Source organism: Levilactobacillus wangkuiensis, from assembly GCF_016861605.1.
Taxonomy (GTDB): domain Bacteria; phylum Bacillota; class Bacilli; order Lactobacillales; family Lactobacillaceae; genus Levilactobacillus; species Levilactobacillus wangkuiensis.
The window spans coordinates 37,206-62,764 of record NZ_BOLM01000012.1; the positions used below are offsets into that span (position 1 = coordinate 37,206).

Sequence of the window (25,559 nt, forward strand, 5' to 3'; positions counted from 1 at the left end):
GGACCCCCGCGCAACTAAAAAATCCCCGTACCACTAACGACTCTCGGGTCGCTGGTAGTGCGGGGATTTTTATTTGAAAATTAACTTAGAGTGTCACAGTGACCGAGTTGTCGGTTAGGGCTGCCTGGGTAACGTGGCCATTTTCGTGAACGAGTACGGTGGCCGAACCAGTCAAACCGGTCGTAGTCACAGTCAGTTCGTTGCCATGCCGGTCAACGGTGACCTGACCCGCATCCTTACCTTTTTGATTCACAACAGCAACGGTCGTGGTGCCTTCGTGCATGTCGTAGAGGTGGATATCGAGATCCTTGGTGAAGTCATAGTCGGCATGAACGGCCTTAGGATTCCGCAACAGAATCGTGTTGTCGCGGGCCAGGACAGGGAGGTCTAACTCACTGTAGTCCTTGCTGAACCATTTGCCATCAGTGACATCGTAAACTTCACTGTCGTCAATGATGCTGGTCCACTTGCCGGCTGGCAGGTAGAGGTTGACGTGGCCTTCATGGTTGAAGACGGGGGCAACCAGAATCTGGCTCCCCAACATGTACTGGTTATCCAGGGTGTGGGCGGTGAGGTCTTCGGTAAAGTCGAACCACATTGGCCGCATCAGGGGATTGCCGTAAGCCGTGTTGTGGGCGGCCTGGGTGTACAGGTAAGGCATCAGGGACAATTTCAAATTAACGAACTTCCGTGTGTTTTCAACGGCTTCGTCATCGAAGTTCCATGGCACCCGGTAAACGTTGCTACCGTGGTAACGACTGTGAGAAGACAGCAGGCCAAATTGGGTCCACCGCTTGTATAGGTCGGCGGTTGGCGTGTCGGGACCGTCTTCGAACCCACCAATATCGTGGCTCCAGAAGGCGAAGCCGGAACTCAGGAAGGACAGCCCACCATGTAAGGTGTCAGCCATGTTCTTGAAGGTCGACAGGGCGTCACCACCCCAGTGAACAGGGAACTTCTGTGAACCAACCGTGGCGGAGCGGGCAAAGACGACCGCTTCATCCTCACCCTTGGCAGCGACAATCGTGTCGTAAACGGCCTGATTGTATTGCAGGGTGTAGTAGTTGTGTTCACGCTTAGGATCGGAGCCGTCGAAGAAGACCGCGTCGTCCACCGGAATCCGTTCACCGAAATCGGTCTTGAAGCAGTCCACGCCCATGTCGATCAGCGCTTGGAGCTTGCCTTGATACCATTTAACAGCGGCGGGGTTGGTGAAGTCGACGAAGGCGTTGCCGGCTTGCCAGAGGTCCCATTGCCAGATATTGCCATTTTCGCGTTTGACAAAGTAGCCGTTCTTCTTGCCCTCTTCAAACATCTTTCCCTTTTGGGCGATGTACGGGTTGATCCAGACACAGACCTTGATCCCACGGTCATGAATCTTCTTGATCAAGCCTTCTGGGTCGGGGAACTCGTCGCGGTCCCATTCCATGTTGGACCATTCAAAGCCCTTTTGCCAGAAGCAGTCAAAGTGGAAGACGTCCAGTGGAATCTCGTGGTCCTTCATGCCGTCGATGAACTTCATGACGGTTTCTTCACTGTAATCAGTGGTGAAGGAGGTCGTCAGCCAGAGGCCAAATGACCAGGCAGGTGGCAGCTGGGTCTTCCCAGTCAGTTCCGTGTAGCGGTGGAGAATCTCTTGGGGCGTTGGGCCGTAGATCACGTAGTACTGCAGGGATTGGCCCTCGGTACTAAATTGAACCCGGTCAACGTTTTCGGAAGTGATTTCAAAGTCGACGGGTTGTGGTTGGTCCACGAAGACCCCGTAGCCGGCATCCGTTAAGTAGAACGGAATGTTCTTGTAGGATTGTTCGGAGGCCGTTCCACCATCTTGGTTATCGATGCGGACTTCTTGGCCGTTCTTGATGAAGTTACCGAAGCGTTCGCCGAGGCCGTAAACCTTGTCGTCCACGCCAACGTTCAGTTGTTCACGCATGTAGTCGACGTTGGTGTCCTTGTCATGAATTACGCCTTGGGCCTTGTCCAACGACTGGGTCAATAGGTGATCACCATGTAAGAAGTCTAATTGGAAGGCTTGCTTAAAGGGAATGCGGGCGGTCAGTCCGCCGGTGGTAAAGGTCAGTTCGTCGGCACCCGTGGTGATGGCCACGTCCGGATTCTGATCGGTAATGTGGTAGGAAGGCCCCTGCGTCTCCTGATCGAAGTGGGTCAGCTTGACACCAATCACGCCCTCAATCGGGGAAGTCAGGTCAATCGTACTCATCCCCAAGTTCAGTTCATCGCCACGTTCGTTGATGAATTTGAAGGGGGCGTACAGCGTTAACTGCCGGTCCGTCTGCTTGTAATCGAAAACTTCTCGTGGTGATTCAATCTGATATTGTGGCCGGTCTAACCAATAGCCATTCGTAAACTTCATGGATAAACACCTCTTAGATTTTTTAGAAAATTGAATTTCTTAATCGACACCAACAGTGTACGTGGATTTGATTTAAATGTCAACGCTTTCATGAGAAGAAATTATCCTGGATGGGGGTGGTGGGTCGCCTATAGAGGTAAGAGAAAATAGGCGTCAAGTCGACAACCGGTTGCACCGACCAATTACACCTAAGCAGCTATAACGTACTGAATTGACTCGATAAAAGTCCTAGACCAATTGCCTAAAAATTTAAGAACTGACCGTTTAACTAGATTCCATCGGGCTTTTACCCACCACATTCAACCCCAAAGTCGTTCAACCCCTAAAATTGTTGTTGACAACTGAAAACGGTTACAGTAAACTGTGATTTGAAAATTGAATTTCCTTGAACGTCGACGGTTCAAACGCAAGTCAATTGATTCAACCAAATAATGAGGTGTGTACTTATGAGTGAAAATGCTCCTAAAGTCGCGGTTGCCGAGAAGAACATGGTGCCGTGGAACGAACGAATTGCCTATAGCTTTAGTGACTTTGCCTGCAACCTGTCCTTCCAAATGGTCGGGACGTACTTAATGATTTTCTACACGGATACGTTTGGTATCAGTGCCGCTGCAGTGGGGACGTTGTTCCTGGTCGCCCGGATCGTGGATGCCTTTGATGGGCCATTCTGGGGAATCATGATCGACCACACGCATACCAAGTGGGGGAAGAGCCGACCGTACTGGTTATGGTTCTCGATACCGTTTGCGGTGTTCTGTGTGTTAGTCTTCACCACGCCAAATATGAGCCTGACCGGTAAATTGGTCTGGGCCTACGTGACTTACATTGGGGTCGATGTGCTGTACTCAGCCGTTAACATTCCGATTACTTCGATTTTGCCATCATTAACCAGCAACCCCCAAGAACGGGTCACGTTATCCACGATTCGGCAATTCATGGGGACGGCCGGTGCCACCATTATTACCGGGATCACGTTGACCATGGTTGCCTTCTTCGGCCACGGCTCAACTACGAGTGCCCGCGGCTGGTTCATCTGGGCCTTAATTGTCGGGATCATTGTGGTCATCATCTTTGGGTTCGTCTTCAAGAACACGACGGAACGGGTCCAAACCAAGAGTTCTCGGCAATCTATTCCAATTAAGGAATCTCTGAAAGCCTTGAAGCGCAACTGGCCTTGGGCCATCATCATCTTCATCAACTTCATCTACTGGATGGGGATGCAGACGCGGTCTCAAGTGACGGTTTACTTCTTTAAGTACAACATGCACGATGCCAAATTAGCTTCATTTGTACTGAGTTTACAAATGGTTGCACTGGTCGCCGTGGTCTTAACGCCATGGACGTCCAAGCTGATCGGTAAGCGAAACACGATGCTCGGTGGGATGATTCTTGCCGTGGTCGGTCAATTACTCTTGAGCCTGGGTGCCACGCATCTGAGTGTCCCAATGATTATCTTCGCCACCATCGTCGGTTACCTGGGGACCGGGTACGTTTCTGGTCTGATTGCCGTGATGTTAGCCGATGCTGTGGACTACGGGGAATGGAAGAACGGCGTCCGCGCCGAAGGAATTGTTACCTCTTTCTCTAGTTTTAGTGCTAAATTAGGTATGGGGATTGGTGGGGTCATCACCGGTTGGATTTTGACCGGAAGTGGCTACGTTGCCAACCATACGCAATCGGCTGCGGCCTTACACGGAATCGAATTGAACTACATTTGGGTTCCCCTGTTAGGCTTCGCACTTTCCGGAATTGCTTTGATGTTCTACCACGTTGACGGCATTGAAAAACAAATGCAAAGTGAGTTAGCAGAAAAGCACGCCCGTGAAAACGCAGAGGACGGCGAATAACTAGATAAAGTGAGTGAACGGCATGATTATTAACAAGGACGTGATGCGTGATCACAACGAACGGTCTGTCCTGCAGACCATCGTGAATCACGGACCGATTTCGCGGTCAGAAATTTCTAAATTGTTGGGGCTAAACAAGGTCTCGGTATCGGATATCGTGGGTACGTTTAGCGACCGCAAATTAGTTCTGAGTCAGGGTGAAGCCACCTCAAATCAGGGGAGTGGCCGCCGCGCCGAGCTAGTGGCCTTTAACGCCACTTACGGCTACATCATCAACTTCAGTATTTCCGGTGAAAAGCTAGAAATGTTGGTGACCCAGCTGGATGGGCGGGCCCTGGAATACAACGAAAGTCCCATTAGTCACCTTGCCGTGAAGGAAATTGTCGCTAAGATGGTCGACATGATCGGTCAATTGCCGAGCTTCAAGGCGGAGAACGGCCTCCAAGCCATCTCCATCGCCATCTTCGGGGTCGTTTATGAAAATGAAATCGTGACGTCGCCCTTCGTGGACTTCGCCGATTTCGACCTGGTCGGCTACTTTAAGCGCCGCTACCACGTGCCCATCATCTTGGAAAACGAAGCCAATCTGGCCGCCGTTTTTGAACAGGACTTCAGTAAGCAGGAACTGCAAAGCATCGTTGCCATCAGTATTCATGAGGGTATCGGGGCCGGCATCCTGGTCAACAAGCAGCTCTACCGCGGAAATTACGGGCGCGCTGGTGAAGTCGGCCACATCATGATTCAGGATACGGGGCGGAAACGCCAGCGCTTAGCTCAGCTGCCAAGCTTTGATGAGGAGTGGTCGGAAACGGCTTTGCTCAAGAAGGCGGCCCAGATCAAGGGCGTGGCGCAGGTTACCTTGGCGGAGTTGGTCACGGCGGCCAATCAAAACGACCCGGAAATCTCCGGGCTACTTGAGGAGCTGTGTTACCACCTGGCCATCGTGACCAGCGATTTGATTGTCGCCTACGATCCACAGATGATTTTCTTCAACTCACCGTTGGTTGAACAATTGCCAGAGATTTTAAAGAACATTCAGATGAAATTGAGCTTTATGCCATTGGTCCCGCCACTGGTGATGTCCAAGGATGTGAAGTATGCCACCTTACTGGGCGGCGCTTCCTTGGCGATTCATGAGGTGTTGGCGATGCCCGGCACGCGGCTGATTTTTCACCATTAGCACCAGCAAAGTGGTCCGCAAGCTCATTCCTTGGGTTTGCTGGGCCACTTTTCTTTTTGGACTGGTTTGGGGATGGGGTTATGGGTGATTTGCCGCCTACGGCCTCTGGGGACTCCGCCTTCTGTGGGGCACGCTTGCGGCCTGAGAAGCGGTCCTCCAGCTCGGTTTGAAGCCGGAAGCCCGCCGTCTCCAAACACGTCCCATGCTGTAAGCCCGGGAAAGTTCGCCCGGACTAACACCATCGACACAGAAGACTACGTACCCAGCTACCTCCGGCTCTTGATGGTGGCCCGACCAGTCTGGTGGTTGGGGGCCAACCAGTTGGGGTGGGTTCTGGATGTGCCGTTTTGGCTGGTGGTTGCGTCTTGAATGGTTTAAATAATTGTGAACCGGTACATCAGATTAGTTAATTAATGTGTTGCTGTGATTGAGTGGAAAATGAGACCTTCGGAAGACAAGGTGAAAGTCAGGTGTCCATGTGAGTGACCAGAGGCGGGCCAAAATGTCCAGCTGTGTCGGTGGTCTTAACTGAGTGGGTTTCTCAGTTTAGAGCACGGGACGACCTTGGAAACTCGCGGTTTTTAGCGAGGTTTCAAGTCGAGGTTCCAGACCGCTTTTCAGGCTGGGACCGGCCCCATAGCAGGGCGTTTTGAGCCCGCCGCCGGGAACGGCTGATTACGCTTAGTTTCACCACATTTGCGTAAGTATTTGCAAGCCGGATGGGTGCTGACCAAAGATAGGCGTGAAAATAATTTCCGCCAGCCGTTTTAACCTATAAGCACCACCGTAGCCGTGAGGGCGGGAAAAATGAGCCCAGCCGTGGGATTTCACTCACGGCAGGGACTGGCGTGAGTGAAATGGTGCCTTTGAAACTCGGTTCTCAGAGGTTCAAAGCAAGCGCGAAGACCGCTCTTTGGCTTCGGGCGCCCTGCCCACCGCGAACCGGTCTCATTTTTCCCGCCCGGTAAGGCGGCAGTAAAAGACAATATAACTATGTAAAAACAAAAGACACTCAAGGAGGAAATTATTTTGACGAAGAAACGTTTTCCAGCTGGATTCCTATGGGGCGGTGCCGTTGCGGCACACCAAGTTGAAGGCGCTTACGATACTGGTGGCAAGGGACTCAGCGTGGCCGATGTCATGACTGCGGCAGGGAACCGCGACGAACGGCGTATCACGGCTGGCGTCCAAGCGGGGGAGTTTTACCCCAATCATGAGGCCGTGGACTTCTACCACCGCTATCCCGAGGACGTGAAGCTGTTTGCCGAAATGGGCTTTAAGAGTTTCCGGACCTCGATTGCTTGGTCGCGGATCTTTCCGCAGGGGGACGAATTGGAACCCAACGAGGAGGGGCTAGCTTTTTACGACCGGCTCTTTGATGAATGCCATAAGTATGAGATCGAACCCGTCGTGACCCTGTCCCACTTTGAAATGCCTTACCACTTGGTGACCGAATACGGTGGCTTCCGGAGTCGCAAAACGATTGAATTTTTCACCCGCTTTGCTCGCGCCGTCTTCACCCGTTACCAAGACAAGGTGACCTACTGGCTGACGTTTAACGAAATCAATAACCAAACGAACTATGACCGGGCCTTTACGCTGTTCACCAACTCGGGGATTCAGGCCCAACCCGGTGAGGATGCCGAGGCCGTGATGTACCAGGCTGCACACTACGAGGTTGTTGCCAGTTCCTTGGCCGTGCAGATTGGTCACAGCATCAATCCCGGTTTTCAAATTGGCGCGATGGTGGCCTTCTCGCCCGTTTATCCGGCCAGTGACAAGCCACGCGACGTCTTCAAGGCCCAACGCGCGATGCAGGCACGGTTCTGGTTCTCGGACGTGCAGGTCGAGGGGCAGTATCCAACCTGGCTATCGCAGTATTTCCAGAGCAAGCAGTTTGACCTCGACATCACGGCGGCCGACCTGGCGAACCTGAAGAAGGGGACGGTCGACTACCTGGGCTTCAGCTACTACATGTCGTTTGCCACGCAGGCCAGCGACCATGAGGATGACCAATTTTCCTATAATGAGGCCACTGATTTAGTGACGAACCAGTTTGTCCCGCAATCGGATTGGGGTTGGCAAGTGGACCCACAAGGGCTGCGCTATGCCCTGAACTGGATGAACGACCGCTACCACCTACCACTGTTTGTCGTGGAAAATGGGATTGGCGCCATCGATGAACTGACCGCCGACCACCAGGTGCACGACCAGTACCGGATTGATTACCTGCATGACCACATTGCCCAAATGGCGCTGGCCATCAACGAGGATGGTGTGGACGTCATGGGCTATACGCCTTGGAGCGCTATCGACATCGTATCGGCTAGCACCGGGCAGTTGTCCAAACGTTACGGCTTCATTTACGTGGACCGCAACGACGATGGCAGCGGGAGTTTGGCACGCTACCGTAAAGATTCCTTCTACTGGTATCAACGCGTGATTGCGACCAATGGCGCGGACCTTGAGATGACGGTGGGTGACGCAGATGACCAACCAGACTGAACCACTACTGGTGATTGATATCGGCGGTACGACCGTCAAATACGGCGTGTGGGCGGACGACCAGTTGCGGCAGAAGAATCGCTTTGACACGCCCGCCAGTTGGCCGGAACTTTTGGCCAAATTAACGGCCGTCAAAGCCAGCTTTAAGTTACCGTTTGCTGGGGTGGCGGTGAGCTTGCCCGGTGGTGTTGATACCGTGGTCGGGAAAATTTCCGGGACCAGCGCCGTGGACTACCTGAATGATTTCCCCATCAAGGCAACGCTACGAACGGCCTTGGGTGTACCGGTGACGATTCAAAATGATGCCAACTGTGCCGCGCTGGCTGAGGCCTGGCGGGGAAATGCCAAGGACGTGACCGACACGCTGTTTCTAATCGTTGGCACCGGGGTCGGTGGGGCCGTGACACGTAACGGCGAGCTGATCACGGGCCAAGACCACTTTGCTGGGGAGTTCGGCTACATGGTGATGACCCCGGCCAACGAAACGTTGAGTCAGCTGGGCAGTCCCGTGCGAATGGCCCAGCGCTATCAGCGGTTGCGTGAGTTGCCCACGGCCATGACCGCGGAGGACGTCTTTGACCTGGCCAACAACGGTGATACGCTGGCCCAACAGTGCGTTGGCGATTTATTGAATTGGTTGAGTCTGGGGGCCTACAACCTCTACGTGGGGCTGAACCCGCAACGCCTGTTGATTGGTGGCGGCATCTCGGCCCGACCGGGATTCGTGGCCGACCTGCAGCGGCGAATCCAGCACCTGATGCACCAACAGCGTGCCGCGCTAACCGCTGATGTTCGGCCTTGTTTATTCTTAAACGATGCCAATTTGATTGGGGCCGTCCGGCAGTTTTATTTGGAAATGGGTGAATAAGTTAACAAGATTGAAAGCTTGTATTGGTCACCGAAGTCGCGCATAGTCTCGATGGAGGTGAGCATTATGGCTGTGGATAGCCTGAACCTATTGATAGATAAGCAGTTAGCTGACAAGGTAGATTGCATTCTCGAGGCCAATGACTTGACGATGGAAGATCTCATTAAGACCCTGTACGCGCAAATCAACACGGAAAAAGCAGTTCCCGACCTAACTGCCTTTGTCAAAAGCCAGTTAGCGAGTACTGAGACGAAATAGTTAAGGAGACAACTCACCCTATTTTTTCAAGTGAATTAGTGGCACCAGCGACAAATTTTCGGTACAGTAAGGGTAGAACATTGGCCAGGGATTGTTGAAATTACAGACATGTGATTAATCAATAAAGGCAACAAAAATTGGACCAATGACTTGAATGAGCGACGCGGGAGAAACAGGCGTTGATCGTAGAAATCGTGAATGAATTGGGCAGGTCCGTGTGAGTGACCAGAGGCGGACCAAGGTGACCAGCTGTGTCGGTGGTCTTGACTGAGTGATTTTCTCAGTCTAGAGCACGGGACGACCTGAGAGACTGGTGGTTTTCCAGGCTTTCAGGCGAGGTGCAGGACCGCTCCCCAGGCCGGAACCGTTCCCCACAGTAGGGCATCTTGAGGCCGCCGCCGGGAACGGCAAGCCACCACAATTCATTTCACGATTTCGAAGACAACATCAATTTCGCCCGTATTAAGTAGAAATGGGGTAGTGATGATGAAGACTTGGCAAAAGGTCGTTGGTGGCGTGGCCGCACTGTCTGCGGTGGGGGCCGTGAGCGTGTTGGGTGCCGCGGCCGGCCTGTATTTATCGGCCACGCGGTCCTATGCCCGTAGCCGGCAACAGTCAAAGGAACGGGCCATCAGTGAAAATACGGCGGCCGACAACGTGTGGTACTTGCGGCACAATCCGGTTGAGTGGACGCAGACCAGTCAAGACGGCCTGTGTTTACGCGCGAGCTGGATTGCGGCGGACCAGCCGACGACCAAGGTCGCTATCCTGGCCCACGGGCTCGGTCACGCTCGGGAACAGATGATTCCCTGGGCGCGCGCCTTTCATGACTGGGGTTACGCAGTTTTGATGCCGGATGCTCGGGCACATGGCGAAAGTGACGGTCACACGATTGGCTATGGTTGGACGGACCGGCACGATTATCAGGGCTGGATCAACCAGGTGATCGCACAGAATGGGAACGACAGTCAAATTGTCATGCTGGGCATCTCCATGGGCGCAGCGACCGTCATGGCCACTGCCGGGGAGAACCTGCCGGCCAACGTCAAGGCCATCATCGCTGACTCGGGCTACGCGTCTGTCTTGGGCGAGGCCCGTTTCCGGATGCGGCACGAATTTCACGTGCCGACCCAGCCAACGCTAGCGATTGCCGACCAGTATTCCCGGTTGGGTGATTACCGCTTGGCGGACGGCGACATTGCCGGGCAGCTGAAGAAGAGTCAGATCCCCCTACTCCTGATTCAGGGCGCTAAGGATGAGACCGTGCCGATTGAAAATTTGGACTTACTTTACCAAGCAGCGGCCGGTCCCAAGCAGAAATACCGGGACCCGGATGCCGCCCACATTGCGACGCGGGAGGATGATCCGGTGGCCTATGACCACTTGGTCGCGGATTTCTTAGCCCCATATATTAAATAGAAAAATTTGTGTTGGACGTGTTTGCCCGTTGTTAGGGGAGCACGTCCTTTTTGCCATCAAATTTTGGGTTGACGCGCACCCCTTTCGGCGGTATTCTACGATTAATTTAATTTCAGTTTGGTTCGAGGTCCAGTGAGACCGGCCAAACGTTTTCAGCAAGACATTAACGTATCACGGGAGGATATTATGTCGACAATTAGTGTGCAGTTACCCGGGCTTGATTTGAAGAACCCCATCATCCCAGCGAGTGGGACGGCGGCTTACGGTCAAGGCCTGGCCCAACAGTTTGATTTGAATGAACTAGGGGCGCTCGTGATTAAATCCACGACGTTAGAACCTCGAACTGGCAACCCCAAGCCCAACGTGACGGAAACGCCGGCGGGGTGGATGAACGCCATCGGTCTGACCAATCCGGGCATTGAAGCCGTGATGGCGGACCGCTTACCGTGGTTGGCCACGCACTACCCAGACCTGCCCATCATTGGCAGCGTGGCCGGCAGCACGTTTACCGAGTACGTGGCGGTGGCCCAACGGCTGACCCAAGCGTCCAACGTGCACGCCTTGGAGATCAACATTTCCTGTCCCAACGTGGCGGCCGGTGGATTAGCCTTTGGCACGGATCCCGAGTTGGTCCAAAATCTGGTCGCCCAAGTGGTGGCGGTGGCAACGAAGCCGGTCTACGTTAAATTAACGCCGAACGTGACGGACATCACGGTAATCGCCCAGGCAGCGGTCGCGGGTGGGGCCAGTGGCCTGACGATGATCAATACGCTGACTGGGCTCCAACTGGATTTAACCACGCGGCAACCGACCCTGAGTAACGGCACGGGTGGCTTGTCTGGCGCGGCAATTCATCCCTTAGCCGTCCGCATGGTTCACCAGGTGCGCGCCGTGACGGACGTGCCCATCATTGGGGTCGGCGGCGTCATGCGGCCGGAAGACGCTATCGAATTCTTCCTGGCGGGTGCCAACGCCGTGCAGGTCGGGGCGGCCACGTACGGCAACCCCTGCGCCTGTCGCGACATTGCCCGGGCATTACCGACAACGCTGGCGAAATATCACTTGCCAGACCTGATGACGTTGACGCGGGAACAGAAAATTAGATGAAAATAAGGCAGTGGTCTCAGAAATCTTCAGAATTTCTGAGACCACTTTTTAATTTGCGAAAAAAATAGAATTTGCGTGGCGTTGCGAAAAGGTTATTTATATAACAATCGGAAAGATTAGAACATGTCTCATTGTTTTTTAATGAACTAAGGCTTACACTGAGTTAATGTTTATAAATTTTTATCTTAACAAATGCTGCGATTGCGCGTTAAAACTATGAATTGTGGTTCTAAGATACAAGTCGCAGACGAAATGAAAATGAGAATAACAGAACCTGAGGATGGTGCGTATGATTAATGTCTTAAAGAACAGATCGGTCGAGGTTCTATCCTTGGCGAATATCTTTGAAACCTTAGGGGTTAGTATCTTCAATATTGTTTTACTGACGTATGCGAAGACCTACGCTAATCCAGCGATTATGGTGTCAGTTGTTTCGATTGCCACCGTGGTGCCAGGGACTCTGGGATTTGTGATTGGCTTTTTAGCGGATCATGTCATCCACAAAGATCGTATGCTGGTTTTGACCAAGGTGATTCAAGCCGGGTTGTATCTGGTATTGGCCCTGGTGATTGATGCACGCACACTGGTGGTCTTTACGGTTGTCGTGGCCATTAACTTAGTCTCGGATTGTTTGGGATTTCTGAGTAGCAGTCTACGTTTGCCAGTTATTCGCGAACGGGTAGCCAGAGATGACCGCCAGCAAGTTTTAGGGTTAAACCAGAGTATTGCTTCTCTCTTACAACCGGTTGGCCAGTCGATTGGGGTTTTCGTGCTCGCAGCGACGCATGATTACGCGCTGGCTGCTTTGATTAATGCTGGGACATTTCTTATTGCAGCGCTGATTCTCTTCATTGGGCGGCGGGCCATTCACATCGCACCGGCTGTTATTCCACAACCGCAGACTGAGACGGTGAAGGGCCCCAGCCTGTGGCAAAAAATGAGTACGATTTTAGGCCAGTCTTCAGGAGTCAGCATCATCCGTCTATTAGTGGCAGTGGTGATTGTCAATGCAGTGGGGGCTAGTGTGGATGCAGTGATTAACCTCTACTTGTTGGATCAGGGTAAAGCAACTGGGCTGCCGTTTGGCGTTGCCATTTTGATTGTGAACATTTTGTTTGTCATTGGTACTGTATTGGGCAGTACGCTGCGGTTGAAGTTTCTTGACCGCCAGTCGTTCAAGCTAGTGATGGTGGAAACGATTGCGGTGATGGTCGTCCTTTACCTGAATTTCTTATGGATTCAAAATTATGCGCTACTGGCGATTTTGATGTTCGCCATTGCGTTTGGCTTGGGCAACATGAACCCCAAACTCTATGCGCAGGTAATTAGTATTGCCGACCAGAACTTGGTGGGAACCATCTTCGGCACGGTCAGTTCGCTGGTCACGGTAGCCGCACCGGTCGGGAGTGTCGGCATCGTTTTGATTTACAACGCGGTTTCGCCAGCCGCCGCGTACTGGGTGTCGATTATGATTTTGGTGCTGGGGACGGCGATTTTATTGACCGGTAAATCAACCAAGCCAGCAGAGACGGTTTAGGTACGCTCAGTTCAAGGAACCCTCAGTAGGTGTGCTTGGTTTTGAGTGGTCAGATTAGCAGAATTCTTCTATAGAGTAATCACCGAGTCAGTCCACCAACTGGGCTGGCTTTTTACATTTGTGCAAAGTTTCCACCCCGTCGCTCGAAAGCTGTTGACAAGTTTTCAATTTCTGGTAAACTACTAAACGGTAATCATTACTGTTTACATAAAAATATGTGTGTTTAAACGTTCTGGTTAGTATGCCTATTCATGTCAGAATAATAATCATGCGAATAGTTAGTTTGCCTACACGTTGCCTAGTGTTTCCGACCTAATGGTGAAGAATAGCGCCAGAGTTTAAGCGACACTTGACGCTGTTTCTTGATTGGTGCACCACCGTAGCCGCAGGCAGCCAGGGATGGAGTCAGCTGTGTCGATGGTGTTAACGGCTGTCCTTTGGCCGTTTACAGCATGGGACGACTTGAGAGACTGCTGAACTTTGGCAGGCTTTCAAGCGAGGTGGAAGCCCGCTCTTTGGCTGGAACCGGGCCCCACAGCAGGCGGAATCCCTGGAGGCCGGAGGCGACCAAGTTATATCTGGTTTCCAGTGGTGATCAATGTTAACGACAAAGTAACGAATATAAAAAATGAAGTAAAGATGGGGATGACGGACTTGCGAAAACAAATAGGACGACTGAAAGGCCACCGGTGGCTAGCACTGGTGGTCAGTTTGGTGGCGGTTTTCACCTTGGCGGGGTGCCAAGCGACGACCCAGCCCAAGCAGTCCGGCAAAATCAACGTGGTGGCGACGCTGGGCTTTTATGGCGAGGCGGCGGAAGCCATTTTAGGTGAGCAAGGCAACGTCCACACGATTATCAACAGTCCCAGCATCGACGCCGAGAGTTATGAGCCGGACGTGAAGACGGCTAAGCTGGTCGCTAAGGCCAACGTGGTGGTTGAGAATGGTCTGGGCTATGACAGCTGGATGGACCGCGTGGTGGCCGCCAATGAGGGCTCTGGGACGCAGACCTTGTCGATTGGCAAACTCATGGGCAAGGCCACGGGGGACAATCCCCATCTGTGGTCGGACCCGACCGTGATGATGCAGGTCACGCAGCGGTTGGTTACCCAGTTCAGCCGCATCTCACCTAAGCACGCAGCCGATTTCAAACGCCGCGGCGCCGCCTACGAGAAGCAACTGGCCGTGTTAACGAAAACGGCCAAGCAAATCAAGCGCCAGGCCCATGGCCAGAAGGTTGCCGTGAGTGAGCCGGTCTTTGATCTGGCGTTGACTGCGATGGGCTATCAGGTCAGCGACGGTCATTTTGCCCAATCCATCGAGGAGGACAGTGACCCGACTCCGGCCGACATCACCCAATTACAGAAGCAAATCAAGCACCATCAAATTGCCTTTTTCGTGGAGAATACCCAAAACTCCAGCAAAAACGTGACCGCCATGGTCCAGCTCGCCCATAAGTACCACGTGCCCGTGGTCCAGGTGACGGAGACCATGCCGACCCACCAAACGTACCGAACCTGGATGCTGCAACAGTATCGCCAGGTCCAACGGATTCAGGAGGAGAATCGCTAATGACGGAACCAGCCATTTTAAAACTTGAAAATTTAGGCGTGACTTTCCCCAATCACCCGGTGTTCACCGACCTTAACCTGACGATTCATCAGGGGGAGTTCTGGAGCATTGTCGGGAAAAATGGGGTCGGGAAGACTACGCTGATGCGCGCCATCCTACACCAATTACACCCAACGACGGGGAAGGTCTCCTACCTGCCCAATGCCGGTGGGGTGAAGATCGGTTACGTCCCGCAATTTCGCAACATCGACAGCGATTATCCCTTGACTATCAAGGACTTCGTGGGGCTCAACCTGACCGGCTGGAAGTGGCCGTGGTTGTCCCGCAAGGAGCACGTGGAAATCGAACACATTTTAGCGGAAACGGGACTGACGAAATTGGCAAAGCGGCCAATCGGCCAGGCGTCCGGCGGGGAGCGGCAGAAGGCCTACCTCGCGCAGGCGTTGGTGGAATCGCCGAACCTGTTGATTTTAGACGAATCGACGGCCAGTCTGGACCCGGTTACCAAGACCGAGTTGCTGGACCTGGTCATCGAGTTGAATCAGCGGCTCCATCTGACCGTGCTCTTCGTGACGCATGATATTCCGATGGCCCGTAAGTATAGTTCGCAATACCTGATGTTAACGCCAGCCGGCGCCGAACAGGGCCCCATCAGTGGCTTGACGCAGGAAAAGGTCTGGGAGGGCGAGAAGAATGTTTAGTTATGAATTTATGCGCAACGCCTTCGCGGCCGGCACCATCATCGCCATCATCTGCGGTATCATGGGCGTCTTCGTGATTGCCCGGAACATGTCATTCTTGACGCATACGTTGTCTGAAATTGGCTTCTCCGGCGCGGCCTTCGGGGTCTTCGCTGGGTGGGCACCACTGAATGGGATGCTCCTGTTCACGGTCATCAGCTCGGTCATCGTGGGTCAGTTGAGTGCCCGCAGTGAACGGCGTGAAGCGGCCACCAGTGCCATTTCCGCACTGTTTATTGGGTTAGGAATTTTGTTCCTGTCACTCGCCAACAAAAACGCGAGCTACGCCACCAGCATCCTGTTCGGGAGCGTCATCGGCATCAGTGCCAGTGATGTCCAGCAAATGTTGTGGCTGTCGATACTGGTCCTGATCATCGTGTTCGTGATTTACCGGTTCCTGAAATTTGATTCGTTCGACCACACCGGTGCCCGGGTCAAGGGACTGTGGACCAACACACTGTCCATCACGTTCTTGGTTCTGGTCGCGCTGAGTGTCAGTGTCGCGGCCCAAATCGTGGGTTCCCTGTTGATTTTCATCCTGTTGACATTACCAGCCGCAACGGCGAAATACTTCGCCCACACGGTAGGTGGCATGATGATCTTAGCGGTCGGCTTAGCCTTGATTGGTGTCTGGGCAGGCTTAACGCTGAGTTACGTGACCAACTACCCGGTTTCGTTCTTCATCGCCGCCATTGAAGCCGTTTTTTACTTCTTGGCGTTGGGCTGGCAGAAGCTGCAGACAGCGGAATAGAGTGCGGAACGAGCCGCTTAGACTCTGAGCATTAACGTGGCTAAGGGAATATCCCCGGGCCTGGGATATTTTCTTAGCCGGGTTAAGCGCAGGAGTCTGGCTCGTGTAGCACGTTTCAGAGGACGCCAGGACCGAAAGATGTTCCGTGTAGAACAAGATTAACGAACTAAGTAAGTCTAAGTTTAGGGTGAAGTCTGAGGCTTGGGTCGTTTTCGTTACGCTGTTAAGCGGAACCAGTTGCCCCACGGAACACGTTTCAGAGGACGCCAGGACCGAAAGGTGTTCCGTGTAGAACCAGAGAAATGATTTAAAACAATCTGGATGGAATGCTTGGGTCATTGCTTAGTCTGAATTGAACGTAGCTCTCGGGCTGAAACTCATTTCCAAACTAGGACAAAGCAATCCAATTTCTATCTATGGAGCAACCAAATAAATTAAGTTAAAACCAAAGAGTTGGCCAAACCGGTCAGCTCTTTTTTCGAGGACGCTATTAATCACAAATCAGCTAAAAATTTTGACGGCGAATCAAACTTACAATTTACAAAAGCTAATCAACAACCTGGGAATCAACCCCACCTAAAATCACAAAGACAACTGTCAGTGACCAGAGGCGGGTCAAGCAGACCAGCTGTGTCGGCGGTCTTAGCTGAGGTTTCCCACTCAGCTTAGCCCGCGGGACAACCTTTGAGACCGCTTTTTGGCTCAAAGTTGAGGTGGAAGCCCGCTTCACAGGCTGGAACCGGCCCCACAGCAGGGCTGCTTGAACCCGCCGTCGGGAACGAACTTAACAGTCAGTCCAGTAATTTGGAAGGTGGCGTAGACCAATCACCCAACAAAATCGTCAAAAACATGGAAAATATCCACCCGATTTCTTAAATTTCCGCAAGTAATGTGAATTCTCACGAAAATGTAACGAAAAACCCGAACATTTATGCTAAAATTGGCTTTACAATTAACTCTAAAGAAATAGTTGAGGTGAAGAAGTTGAAAGTCAGAAGAAGTGACCGGTTGGTTGATATGACCCGGTATTTGTTGGAACGGCCGCATCAATTAGTCTCATTGACATTTTTTGCAGCGCGCTACGAGTCGGCTAAGTCTTCCATTAGTGAAGACCTGACCATTTTGAAACGCACCTTCCAAGCACGGGGGACGGGTCTCTTGGAGACGGTTCCCGGCGCTGCCGGTGGGGCGCGATTCATTCCCTACATTTTGCGGGAAGAAGCCGAACAATTTGTTGATGAAATGCGGACCGAACTGTCCGAAGCTGACCGCTACCTGCCAGGGGGCTACGTTTACATGTCCGATATCCTGGGGCGGCCCTCAGCTTTGCGTCAGATTGGGCGGATCTTAGCGACCCAGTACTTGAATCAAAATGTGGACGTCGTTGTGACGGTTGCCACGAAGGGAATTCCGTTGGCACAGAGTGTTGCCAACTACCTGAACGTGCCATTTGTCATCGTGCGTCATGATTCACAAATCACGGAAGGCTCGACCGTCAGTGTGAACTACGTGTCCGGCTCAACCAAGCGCATCGAGCGGATGGCCCTGTCGAAGCGCAGTGTGAAGCCAAACTCACGCGTGTTGATCGTCGACGATTACATGAAGGGTGGCGGGACCGTTGGTGGTCTGCGCTCCTTGGTCGATGAATTCGATTCACAATTGGCTGGCGTGGCCGTCTTTGCCGAAGGCGATTTTGCCGGGCAACGGACCGTTAGCAAGTACACGTCGTTATTGAAGATTCAGACGGCGGACGAACAGATTCGCGTTTCACAAGGGAACTACTTGACCCAAATCTTTGGCGACGAAAATTCCCAATTAAATTAGCTAGGAGATATTTGGAATGACTACCAGAAATACCATTATCCTCGCTGCCGGCAAGGGCACCCGGATGAAGTCGAAGCTGTACAAAGTGTTGCATCAGGTATGTGGGAAGGCGATGGTTGACCACGTGTTGACCCAGGTCGAGCAGACCAAGATGGATAAAATCGTGACGGTCGTGGGCTACGGTGCCGACGACGTGGAAGCCACGCTGGGCAAACGGACGCAATACGCGCTGCAAGCCAAGCAAATGGGAACTGGGCACGCGGTCTTACAGACGGAACCGATGCTCAAGGATGAAGAAGGCACCACGCTGATTGTTAGTGGGGATACGCCTTTATTCCGGGCAGAGACCTTCGATGACCTCTTCGCCTACCACGAAGCTAAGCACGCGGCGGCCACCATTTTGACCTCCATTGCGCCAGATCCTACCGGTTACGGCCGGATTGTCCGCAACAACATCGGTATCGTCGAGAAGATTGTGGAACAAAAGGATGCCAGCTCCGAAGAACAAGAAATTCACGAAATTAACACCGGGGTTTACGTTTTCGACAACCAAAAGTTGTTCAAGGCGCTTCACGAAACCTCTAACGACAACGCGCAGGGTGAATACTACCTGACCGATGTCATTGAAATCTTAAAGCGTCAGGGAGACATCGTGGCCGCTTACCAAATGGCTGACTTCGATGAATCCATGGGGGTTAACGACCGGGTTGCCTTGTCTGCAGCGACGAAGATCATGCGTAAGCGGATCAACGAAGCCCACATGCGCAACGGGGTTACCTTGATCGACCCAGAGACGACCTACATTGATGCCGGCGTGAAGATTGGTTCTGACACCATCATCGAGCCTGGCGTGCTGTTAAAGGGCGACACGGTGATTGGCGACGACTGCTACATCGGTGCGCACTCTGAATTACGGAATGCCAAATTGGCCGACCACGTGACGGTCACGTCTTCTCTGTTAGAAGATTCCGACATGGCAGCGGGCTCAAACATTGGCCCTAACAGTCATTTGCGGCCAGAATCACACATCGGGCCAAAGGTTCACCTCGGCAATTTTGTCGAAGTGAAGAAGGCCACGATTGGTGAAGGCACCAAGGTGGGGCACCTGACTTACGTGGGGAACGCCAAGCTGGGCAAGAACATCAACGTTGGTTGTGGCGTGGTCTTCGTCAACTACGACGGCAAGAACAAGCACGAGACGGTGGTGGGCGACGACGCCTTCATCGGGTCTAACTCGAACTTGGTTGCGCCATTGGACGTGGCGGATCACAGTTTCATCGCTGCCGGTTCGACGATTACCGACGCCGTAAATAAATACGACATGGCAATTGCCCGGGAACGGCAGACAAATAAGCCTAATTATTATCAAAAACTGCCATATCGTGGCGAAGATTAAGCCGAAGGTCTTGTGTTTCCCGACCCGATAGCATAAAATTGTTGTAGGAAATTCAGGCAGACTATAGGCTATTGGAGGAAATTATGGCTACGCAATATTTTGACCCTAAACTAAAGATTTTTGCGTTGAACTCCAACAAACCGTTGGCAGAAAAAATTGCTAACGAAGTTGGTGTCGAATTAGGGAAAACCTCGGTGGACCGATTCAGCGACGGCGAAATTCGAATTAACATCGAACAGAGTGTGCGGGGCAGTCACGTTTACGTGATTCAGTCCACGTCAGCACCCGTCAACGACAATTTGATGGAACTGTTGATCATGATCGATGCGTTACGACGGGCAAGTGCGGCTACCATCAACGTGGTCATTCCGTACTACGGCTACGCGCGGCAAGATCGTAAAGCGCGTTCCCGCGAACCAATCACGGCGAAATTAGTCGCTAACATGTTACAAACGGCCGGTGTGACCCGGGTTTTAGCATTAGACCTGCATGCCGCCCAAATTCAAGGATTCTTCGACGTGCCAGTTGACCATTTGATGGGCGCACCGCTGTTAGCGGACTACTTCATCAACAGTGGTTTGGCTGAAGATGCTGTTGTTGTGTCACCTGACCATGGTGGTGTGACGCGGGCACGGGCATTAGCTGAATTCTTGAAGGCCCCAATTGCCATTATCGACAAGCGGCGGCCAAAGGCGAACGTGGCTGAAATCATGAACATCATCGGTGATGTCAAAGGCAAACGTTGCATCATGATCGATGATATGATCGATACGGCCGGGACGATTACTTTGGGTTCGCAAGCCTTAATGGATGCGGGCGCCAAGGAAGTCTACGCTAGCTGTACCCACCCAGTCTTGTCTGGGCCAGCCATTGAACGAATCGAGAAGTCACCAATCAAGAAATTGGTTGTGACGGATTCCATTCAATTGACCGCCGACAAGCAAATCGATAAGATCGAACAAATTTCAGTCGGTCCGCTGATTGGTCAAGCCATCAAGCGAATCAACGAAAACCGGCCAGTCAGCCCATTGTTCAAGAACCGTTTCCGGAGTCACGAACAATAAAAAGATACGGAGAGACTCAAGTGGCGCGGTGGTGCGTGGCTTGGGTCTTTTTTAGAGTGCGGAGCGGGGCGTTTAACTGGCGAGCATTAACGGCGTAACGGGAATGACCCCGGGCTTGGAGCGTTTCCGTTACGGTGTTAAGCGGAACCAGTTGCCCCGCGTAGCACGTTTCGGAGGCTGCCAGTACCGGGATAGTGCCGTGGAGAACAAGTCCAAAGCACTAAAGCAATCTAGACGAAATACTTGGGTCATTGTTTAGTCGGGGTTAAGCGCAGGGACCTGGCTCGTGGAGCACGTTTCAAAGTCCGCCAGTACCGGAACAGTTCTACACAGAACCAATTTAACGAAATAAACGGGTATAATATTAACCAAAACCAGCACCACCCAACCGAAAAATCATCAAATAACCAAGTCAAATCAAAGGATGAAGCGAATGAAAAACTGGAAAAGAGCGGCAACCGGAACCGTAGCGGCGGGGCTGTTAGTTGCGTTAGTCATGAAAATTTTAGGCCAATCGTTTATGGTCATTGGGAACCTCTTGTTCATGGTGGGCCTGTTACTCATCATGTTTGGTGGCATTTGCGTTTTGGCTAAAGGGCACTTGTTTACCGGGTGGCGGCATCTCTGGCATCGCAAGGAAAAGGTTGAGCCACTGCCAGGTGAAAAGGTGCCGGTGCGGCAAGTTGCTAGTACTAAAAATGCGCCCATCGTGGTCAACACGTTGGCCCGCTTCGGACTGGTTAGTGGCGCCTGTTACCTGATTTTAGGGGTCGTTTTTACAATTTAACTTACTTTGAAGAGTCCGTGGTCGTGATGACTGAGGGCTCTTTTTTTGACGAAAATTTCTGGCAAAATAAAAAATCGCCCAAATAGTTGGCGATTTTGGCAAAGTCAGTTTAGTTGGTTTGCTTGAGGCGTAAGAGGTCGTGCAAAGCCGGATTTTTATTTTTGGGATCATAGACCATGACGATTTGATATTGTTGCGAGTCAAGGGCAAAGGGCCGGTAAACGATGTCCGGGGTGTCAGCGGGTCCATTTTCTAAGAGCCCGGCCGGATAGAATGCCACGGCTTGATTGAGGGCTACCAGCAATTGCATTTGTTCAATGCTGGATACGCGTAACACATGGTCAGCCTGTTGACCCTGAGGCAGGCTAGCGAGAAAGCTTTCCAACAGAAAAGTTGAGCTTTCCGGGCTGTAGTATAAAATCGGTGTTTCCTGCAGGTCGGCCACGTTGATCTTAGCTTGTTGGGCGAGGGGGTTATCCCGGCCGAGGCCCAAGACCATTTCGCCGGTGAAGACGGGGAGTACGGTGAGACCGGTTGTTTCTGGAAGGGTGGCGTTTCCGTAGGCAATCGAGTAGGCAATGTCCAAAGAACCCCGGTGAATGCTCTTGATTAGGTGTTCATTGCTTTCCTCACGAACGGTGACGTGAACGTCGGGATGCGATTGCTTTAGGGTTCGCATATCAGCCGTAAGCAGGTGACTCTCAAAAATGGAGAAGTAACCAATCTGTAGCGTTTGGCTGGTGAGTCGGTCCAGTCCGTGAAGCTCGTGAACGGCATTGTTATAATGATTCACAATGTCTTGCGCCTCCGCCCAGAAGAATTGTCCCTGGGTATTAAGCGTAATGGCATTAGCTTTGCGTTGAAAGAGGGTGACGCCTAGTTCGGACTCAAGTTGCCGAATCTGTTTGGAGACGGCCCGTTGCGAGATGAAGTGCCGGTCGGCAACCTGCTTGAAACTGCCGTATTGCGCGACTTCGAGAAATAAGTGAAGGTGTTCTAAATCCACGATGGTTCCTCCTAGGGGGCTTATTTGGTTCGCCTGACGAATTCTTTTGTGACTATATTAACATATATTAACAGGTTAGAATGAAGTCATTCGTTAATCAATTAGTTCAACCGATATTTTTTTATAACTTATTGTGTAAAAATTCACTAACAAGATGGAGGAATAATGATGTCTATCCCAAATGAAAAAAGTTATGATGTTGTCGTTGCTGGTACCGGTGCTGCCGGTATGTCAGCCGCTTTGACCGCTGCGCAACAAGGCCTTAAGGTTTTATTGCTGGAAAAGGGTCACACGACTGGTGGAAGCAGTAACTATACGGAAGGCTTGTTCGCCGTTGATTCTTACTTACAGAAGGACGCTGGCATTCACGTTTCTGGGACGGAAGTCTTAAAGGAAGAAGTTGCCTACTCCAAGTACAAGGCCGATTCCAGAATTTGGCGGAAGTACGTCGATGCTAGTGCCGACAACGTGCAATGGTTAGCCGACCAAGGCGTTGAGTACGAAGGTGTTCAAGCAATGGGCGACGGTGAAGCCACCTGGCACATTTACAAGGGGATGGGGAACCAAGTCATCCATGGTGCCCTGCAACCTAAGGCGGAAGAAGCTGGTGTCGAAATCTTAACGTCAACTTCAGCACAGGGCCTGCATCGTAATGACAACGGTGAAATCACGGCCGTTGATGTGAAGGATGAAGATTCTGGTAAAGTCGTTGAGATCCAAACACCCGCAGTTGTCATGGCCACTGGTGGTTACCTCAACAATCCTAAGATGATGTCAGAGTTGACGGCTTACGACACGGACCGGTTAATTCCCGTTAGTTCTGGTAAAGGAACCGGCGATGGGTTACAAATGGCCTGGGACGCGGGCGCTAAGCCTTCTGGTACGGGGACTGCAATGCTTTTTGGCGGCTACTTGAAAGATCCGGACGAACCTTCATTCAAGTTCATGGGCTCACAAATGAACGCTGCAGCCGGCCAACAACCTTTGCTATGGGTCAACGAAAAGGGTGAACGTTTCGTTGATGAAAGTGTCGTTTACAACTTCTCCTACGCGGGTAACGCCATGTACACCCAAAACGCCGTCTACAGTATTCTGGATCAAGGCGTCATCGACCGGATGGCAACTGAAGGAAACTTCATGGGCTTAGGCGTTTACGTTAAGCGTGGTGAAAAGATGACGAAGCTCCAAGACGAAATTGATGCCGCTGTCGCCGCTGACAAGCCATTCATTTTCAAGGCGGACACGTTAGAAGAGTTGGCCGAGAAGATGGGGATGCCTGTTGCCCAACTTAGCCAGACGATTCACCAATACAACCAATCAGCCGAAAAGGGCGAAGATGATTTGTTTGGGAAGGACGCGGCCTACCTGGTGCCGGTCAACCAAGGACCTTACTACGGCTTCAAGCTGAACACGGGGGCTTTCTGTACGATGGGTGGTCTACAAGTGACGCCAGAAAATGAAGTTTTGGATAATGAGGGCCAAGTGATTCCCGGACTGTACGCGGCCGGAAATGATTCCTCTGGTTTGGTTGGGGACACCTATGGTCCGAACATGCCAGGGACGTGCGTGGGTTACGCTTTCTATTCAGGGCGAAATGCCGGGCAAAGCATTGCCAGCTATTTGAAAGTGGCAGAGGAGACAGCCTAATGAAAATTATTGGTTTAGTTGGGAACAACGCCGACTTCTCTTACAATCGCTTATTACTACAGTTCATGGCCCAGCATTTTACGACGGACGTGACGATTGAGGTCCAGGAAATTAAAGAGCTGCCTTTATTCAACGAATCAACGGCCCAACCAACGCCGGCGTGTGTCGTTGCCATGGCAGATAAGATTGCGGCGGCAGACGGCGTGGTCATTGCGACACCAGAATATGACCACTCGATTCCAGCCAGCCTCAAGAATTGTTTGGAATGGCTGTCCTACGCGGCACACCCCTTTGCGGATAAGCCCGTGATGGTGGTCGGCGCGTCACTTGGTCAACAGGGGACGTCATTCGCCCAAACGCAGTTACGAGAAATCTTAAATTCCCCTGGGTTGAACGCGCACGTTCTGTCAGGAAATCAATTTATGATGGGCTTCGCGAAACAACAATTCAACGAAGCAGGTCAGTTAACCGACGACCGGACACTGAAATTTTTGACGACGTGTTTCGAAACGTTCCAGCAGTTTATTCAAGCACACCGGTTAGTTCCGGCTGAATAGGCAAATTAAATAGATCAGTTATGCGGGACACTTCCAGTTAGGGGGTGTCCTTTTTTCGTGGTCGTCCAGGGGCTTAACTAGTTTGATAGCCAATACGATCCCACTATTCAACGAACGCTTGTTCTGATATAGTAGGCCATACACCAGAACAGATTGGTGATATAACAGTATTTGTAGGCAGGTTGAAGGAGGCTTCCATATTGAGCAGAAAAGGGTTCCCTCTGAATCGGGACTATGTGTCAAAACCAGGGGAGATATTGGCGGAATCATTAGCGGCTTTGGGCATTTCACCAGGCGAATTGGCCCGGCGAACAGCTATATCACCCGATTACGTTGCGGCGGTTCTAAGCGGGGATGCACGGATAACTGTGGCCTTTGCAGAAAAATTGGCGACCGTCATCGCTATGGAACCGGGATTCTGGTTGCGACTGGATAAAAACTACCAATATTTCAAGCAGCATGGCCGTGAAATGCCCCAGCATTTGAAAAAATAAGCCAACAAAAAATCGGAGCTTCCCGATGGACACTCCGATATCAGGGTTGCAGCATAGCGGCTATCTCCTCGCGGCACGGGCCACGGTCTTGGGTTAAACGACTTGATCGTCCAACTCACCAATCTCTTCGATCATGGCGTCTAGTTCACTCTTGGATAGGGTGGAGGTCGTGAGGGCCTCAGCCATTTGGTCGGTCAAGACGGCGAGTTCGGCGTAAAAATGTTGGTTATCAATGAACTGCGCGTGCTTTCCCGTGATGAACCGGAGGGTATCGGCACAGCAGGTGGCACAGACATTGGCCGAGCGTAGGTGGAGGATGTCTTGGATTTCATCCAAAGGTAGGCCTGCACGTTTGAGACTATGGATGATGCGGTAGGTGGTGAGGTCTTCGACCGTGTATTGGCGGTAATTGCCGTTGGTGCGACCCGGCACAAGAATGCCCATCTTCTCGTAAAAGCGCAGGGTGTCTGGATGACAATCCACCTTTTCAGCGAATTCTTTTATATTCATAAGCCATTCATCTCCTCTGATTGCGACAAGATTACCACGTGAGTTAATGATAGGGTTAAGAAATGCTACCTGAATCGGGATTTTAACCGAGGTTCGGTGAGTTAATTAAAAAATCG

The 25,559-nt window shown here is 51.9% G+C and carries 21 protein-coding genes; 18 read left to right on the forward strand and 3 right to left on the reverse strand.

Annotation, left to right across the window (positions count from 1 at the left end):
- Nucleotides 1-85: 85 nt before the first annotated feature.
- Complete coding sequence (gene yicI, locus JUF13_RS09520) at nucleotides 86-2,374, reverse strand: alpha-xylosidase (protein ID WP_203639445.1); 2,289 nt, start codon at nucleotides 2,372-2,374, stop codon at nucleotides 86-88.
- Nucleotides 2,375-2,820: 446 nt separating this feature from the next.
- Between yicI and JUF13_RS09525 the strand changes: the two genes are divergently transcribed.
- The 15 genes from JUF13_RS09525 to JUF13_RS09595 all read left to right on the forward strand — a co-directional run bounded on the left by JUF13_RS09525 (nucleotide 2,821) and on the right by JUF13_RS09595 (nucleotide 21,229).
- The gene (locus JUF13_RS09525; protein ID WP_203639446.1) at nucleotides 2,821-4,221 is read left to right on the forward strand and encodes an MFS transporter; all 1,401 of its coding nucleotides are present in this window, start codon (nucleotides 2,821-2,823) and stop codon (nucleotides 4,219-4,221) included.
- A gap of 22 nt (nucleotides 4,222-4,243) precedes the next feature.
- The gene (locus JUF13_RS09530; RefSeq protein ID WP_203639447.1) at nucleotides 4,244-5,401 is read left to right on the forward strand and encodes an ROK family transcriptional regulator; all 1,158 of its coding nucleotides are present in this window, start codon (nucleotides 4,244-4,246) and stop codon (nucleotides 5,399-5,401) included.
- A 1,029-nt stretch (nucleotides 5,402-6,430) separates the two neighbouring features.
- Nucleotides 6,431-7,906, forward strand: a complete 1,476-nt coding sequence (locus tag JUF13_RS09535; RefSeq protein ID WP_308439870.1) for a 6-phospho-beta-glucosidase — start codon at nucleotides 6,431-6,433, stop codon at nucleotides 7,904-7,906.
- On the forward strand, nucleotides 7,890-8,774 hold the full coding sequence (locus JUF13_RS09540; protein ID WP_203639448.1) for an ROK family protein: 885 nt from the start codon (nucleotides 7,890-7,892) through the stop codon (nucleotides 8,772-8,774). The genes JUF13_RS09535 and JUF13_RS09540 overlap by 17 nt, the downstream gene beginning before the upstream one ends.
- A gap of 66 nt (nucleotides 8,775-8,840) precedes the next feature.
- A complete protein-coding gene (locus tag JUF13_RS09545) occupies nucleotides 8,841-9,032 on the forward strand; it encodes a hypothetical protein (RefSeq protein WP_203639450.1) in 192 nt (63 codons plus the stop codon).
- A 486-nt stretch (nucleotides 9,033-9,518) separates the two neighbouring features.
- Nucleotides 9,519-10,451: an alpha/beta hydrolase gene (locus tag JUF13_RS09550; protein ID WP_203639451.1), complete on the forward strand. Its 933-nt coding sequence runs from the start codon at nucleotides 9,519-9,521 to the stop codon at nucleotides 10,449-10,451.
- A 186-nt stretch (nucleotides 10,452-10,637) separates the two neighbouring features.
- On the forward strand, nucleotides 10,638-11,558 hold the full coding sequence (locus tag JUF13_RS09555; RefSeq protein ID WP_203639452.1) for a dihydroorotate dehydrogenase: 921 nt from the start codon (nucleotides 10,638-10,640) through the stop codon (nucleotides 11,556-11,558).
- 289 nt (nucleotides 11,559-11,847) lie between these two features.
- On the forward strand, nucleotides 11,848-13,095 hold the full coding sequence (locus tag JUF13_RS09560; protein WP_203639453.1) for an MFS transporter: 1,248 nt from the start codon (nucleotides 11,848-11,850) through the stop codon (nucleotides 13,093-13,095).
- Between the two features lie 645 nt (nucleotides 13,096-13,740).
- On the forward strand, nucleotides 13,741-14,667 hold the full coding sequence (locus JUF13_RS09565; RefSeq protein WP_203639454.1) for a metal ABC transporter solute-binding protein, Zn/Mn family: 927 nt from the start codon (nucleotides 13,741-13,743) through the stop codon (nucleotides 14,665-14,667).
- Nucleotides 14,667-15,368 carry a metal ABC transporter ATP-binding protein gene (locus JUF13_RS09570; protein WP_203639455.1) on the forward strand — a complete coding sequence of 234 codons (702 nt, stop codon included), beginning with the start codon at nucleotides 14,667-14,669 and terminating at the stop codon, nucleotides 15,366-15,368. The genes JUF13_RS09565 and JUF13_RS09570 overlap by 1 nt, the downstream gene beginning before the upstream one ends.
- Nucleotides 15,361-16,158, forward strand: coding sequence for a metal ABC transporter permease (locus JUF13_RS09575; protein WP_203639456.1), 798 nt, complete (start codon nucleotides 15,361-15,363; stop codon nucleotides 16,156-16,158). Before JUF13_RS09570 ends, JUF13_RS09575 begins: the two co-directional genes overlap by 8 nt.
- A 984-nt stretch (nucleotides 16,159-17,142) precedes the next feature.
- Entirely contained in the window at nucleotides 17,143-17,982 is an 840-nt protein-coding gene (gene purR / locus JUF13_RS09580; RefSeq protein WP_125765471.1) for a pur operon repressor, read from the forward strand.
- A 16-nt stretch (nucleotides 17,983-17,998) separates the two neighbouring features.
- Nucleotides 17,999-19,378, forward strand: a complete 1,380-nt coding sequence (gene glmU / locus JUF13_RS09585) for a bifunctional UDP-N-acetylglucosamine diphosphorylase/glucosamine-1-phosphate N-acetyltransferase GlmU (protein ID WP_125765472.1) — start codon at nucleotides 17,999-18,001, stop codon at nucleotides 19,376-19,378.
- Nucleotides 19,379-19,461: 83 nt separating this feature from the next.
- The gene (locus tag JUF13_RS09590) at nucleotides 19,462-20,442 is read left to right on the forward strand and encodes a ribose-phosphate diphosphokinase (protein ID WP_203639458.1); all 981 of its coding nucleotides are present in this window, start codon (nucleotides 19,462-19,464) and stop codon (nucleotides 20,440-20,442) included.
- A gap of 433 nt (nucleotides 20,443-20,875) precedes the next feature.
- Nucleotides 20,876-21,229, forward strand: a complete 354-nt coding sequence (locus tag JUF13_RS09595; protein WP_203639460.1) for a DUF3899 domain-containing protein — start codon at nucleotides 20,876-20,878, stop codon at nucleotides 21,227-21,229.
- 109 nt (nucleotides 21,230-21,338) lie between these two features.
- On the opposite strand, the gene JUF13_RS09600 is transcribed toward JUF13_RS09595, so the two are convergent.
- The gene (locus JUF13_RS09600; protein WP_203639462.1) at nucleotides 21,339-22,235 is read right to left on the reverse strand and encodes a LysR family transcriptional regulator; all 897 of its coding nucleotides are present in this window, start codon (nucleotides 22,233-22,235) and stop codon (nucleotides 21,339-21,341) included.
- 168 nt (nucleotides 22,236-22,403) lie between these two features.
- Here JUF13_RS09600 and vprA point away from each other — a divergent pair, with 168 nt between their 5' ends.
- From vprA to JUF13_RS09615, 3 genes are all read left to right on the forward strand, one after another.
- Complete coding sequence (vprA, locus tag JUF13_RS09605; protein ID WP_203639464.1) at nucleotides 22,404-23,882, forward strand: vinyl phenol reductase; 1,479 nt, start codon at nucleotides 22,404-22,406, stop codon at nucleotides 23,880-23,882.
- Nucleotides 23,882-24,439, forward strand: coding sequence for an NADPH-dependent FMN reductase (locus JUF13_RS09610; RefSeq protein ID WP_203639466.1), 558 nt, complete (start codon nucleotides 23,882-23,884; stop codon nucleotides 24,437-24,439). The genes vprA and JUF13_RS09610 overlap by 1 nt, the downstream gene beginning before the upstream one ends.
- Nucleotides 24,440-24,639: 200 nt before the next feature.
- Complete coding sequence (locus tag JUF13_RS09615) at nucleotides 24,640-24,933, forward strand: HigA family addiction module antitoxin (protein ID WP_203639468.1); 294 nt, start codon at nucleotides 24,640-24,642, stop codon at nucleotides 24,931-24,933.
- Between the two features lie 93 nt (nucleotides 24,934-25,026).
- Here the strand turns inward: JUF13_RS09615 and JUF13_RS09620 are convergent, their stop codons facing one another.
- Nucleotides 25,027-25,443, reverse strand: a complete 417-nt coding sequence (locus JUF13_RS09620) for a MerR family transcriptional regulator (RefSeq protein WP_203639470.1) — start codon at nucleotides 25,441-25,443, stop codon at nucleotides 25,027-25,029.
- Nucleotides 25,444-25,559: the final 116 nt, after the last annotated feature.

Excerpts from the sequence above, each read along its gene's own strand:
- JUF13_RS09575 (WP_203639456.1), top strand. The coding sequence starts at position 15,361 with ATGTTTAGTTATGAATTTATGCGCAACGCCTTCGCGGCCGGCACCATC.
- JUF13_RS09550 (WP_203639451.1), top strand. The coding sequence starts at position 9,519 with ATGAAGACTTGGCAAAAGGTCGTTGGTGGCGTGGCCGCACTGTCTGCG.
- JUF13_RS09555 (WP_203639452.1), top strand. The coding sequence starts at position 10,638 with ATGTCGACAATTAGTGTGCAGTTACCCGGGCTTGATTTGAAGAACCCC.
- JUF13_RS09610 (WP_203639466.1), top strand. The coding sequence starts at position 23,882 with ATGAAAATTATTGGTTTAGTTGGGAACAACGCCGACTTCTCTTACAAT.
- glmU (WP_125765472.1), top strand. The coding sequence starts at position 17,999 with ATGACTACCAGAAATACCATTATCCTCGCTGCCGGCAAGGGCACCCGG.
- JUF13_RS09525 (WP_203639446.1), top strand. The coding sequence starts at position 2,821 with ATGAGTGAAAATGCTCCTAAAGTCGCGGTTGCCGAGAAGAACATGGTG.
- JUF13_RS09540 (WP_203639448.1), top strand. The coding sequence starts at position 7,890 with ATGACCAACCAGACTGAACCACTACTGGTGATTGATATCGGCGGTACG.
- JUF13_RS09530 (WP_203639447.1), top strand. The coding sequence starts at position 4,244 with ATGATTATTAACAAGGACGTGATGCGTGATCACAACGAACGGTCTGTC.
- JUF13_RS09620 (WP_203639470.1), bottom strand. The coding sequence starts at position 25,443 with ATGAATATAAAAGAATTCGCTGAAAAGGTGGATTGTCATCCAGACACC.
- JUF13_RS09560 (WP_203639453.1), top strand. The coding sequence starts at position 11,848 with ATGATTAATGTCTTAAAGAACAGATCGGTCGAGGTTCTATCCTTGGCG.
- JUF13_RS09590 (WP_203639458.1), top strand. The coding sequence starts at position 19,462 with ATGGCTACGCAATATTTTGACCCTAAACTAAAGATTTTTGCGTTGAAC.
- JUF13_RS09565 (WP_203639454.1), top strand. The coding sequence starts at position 13,741 with ATGACGGACTTGCGAAAACAAATAGGACGACTGAAAGGCCACCGGTGG.
- JUF13_RS09570 (WP_203639455.1), top strand. The coding sequence starts at position 14,667 with ATGACGGAACCAGCCATTTTAAAACTTGAAAATTTAGGCGTGACTTTC.
- JUF13_RS09595 (WP_203639460.1), top strand. The coding sequence starts at position 20,876 with ATGAAAAACTGGAAAAGAGCGGCAACCGGAACCGTAGCGGCGGGGCTG.
- JUF13_RS09545 (WP_203639450.1), top strand. The coding sequence starts at position 8,841 with ATGGCTGTGGATAGCCTGAACCTATTGATAGATAAGCAGTTAGCTGAC.
- vprA (WP_203639464.1), top strand. The coding sequence starts at position 22,404 with ATGTCTATCCCAAATGAAAAAAGTTATGATGTTGTCGTTGCTGGTACC.
- yicI (WP_203639445.1), bottom strand. The coding sequence starts at position 2,374 with ATGAAGTTTACGAATGGCTATTGGTTAGACCGGCCACAATATCAGATT.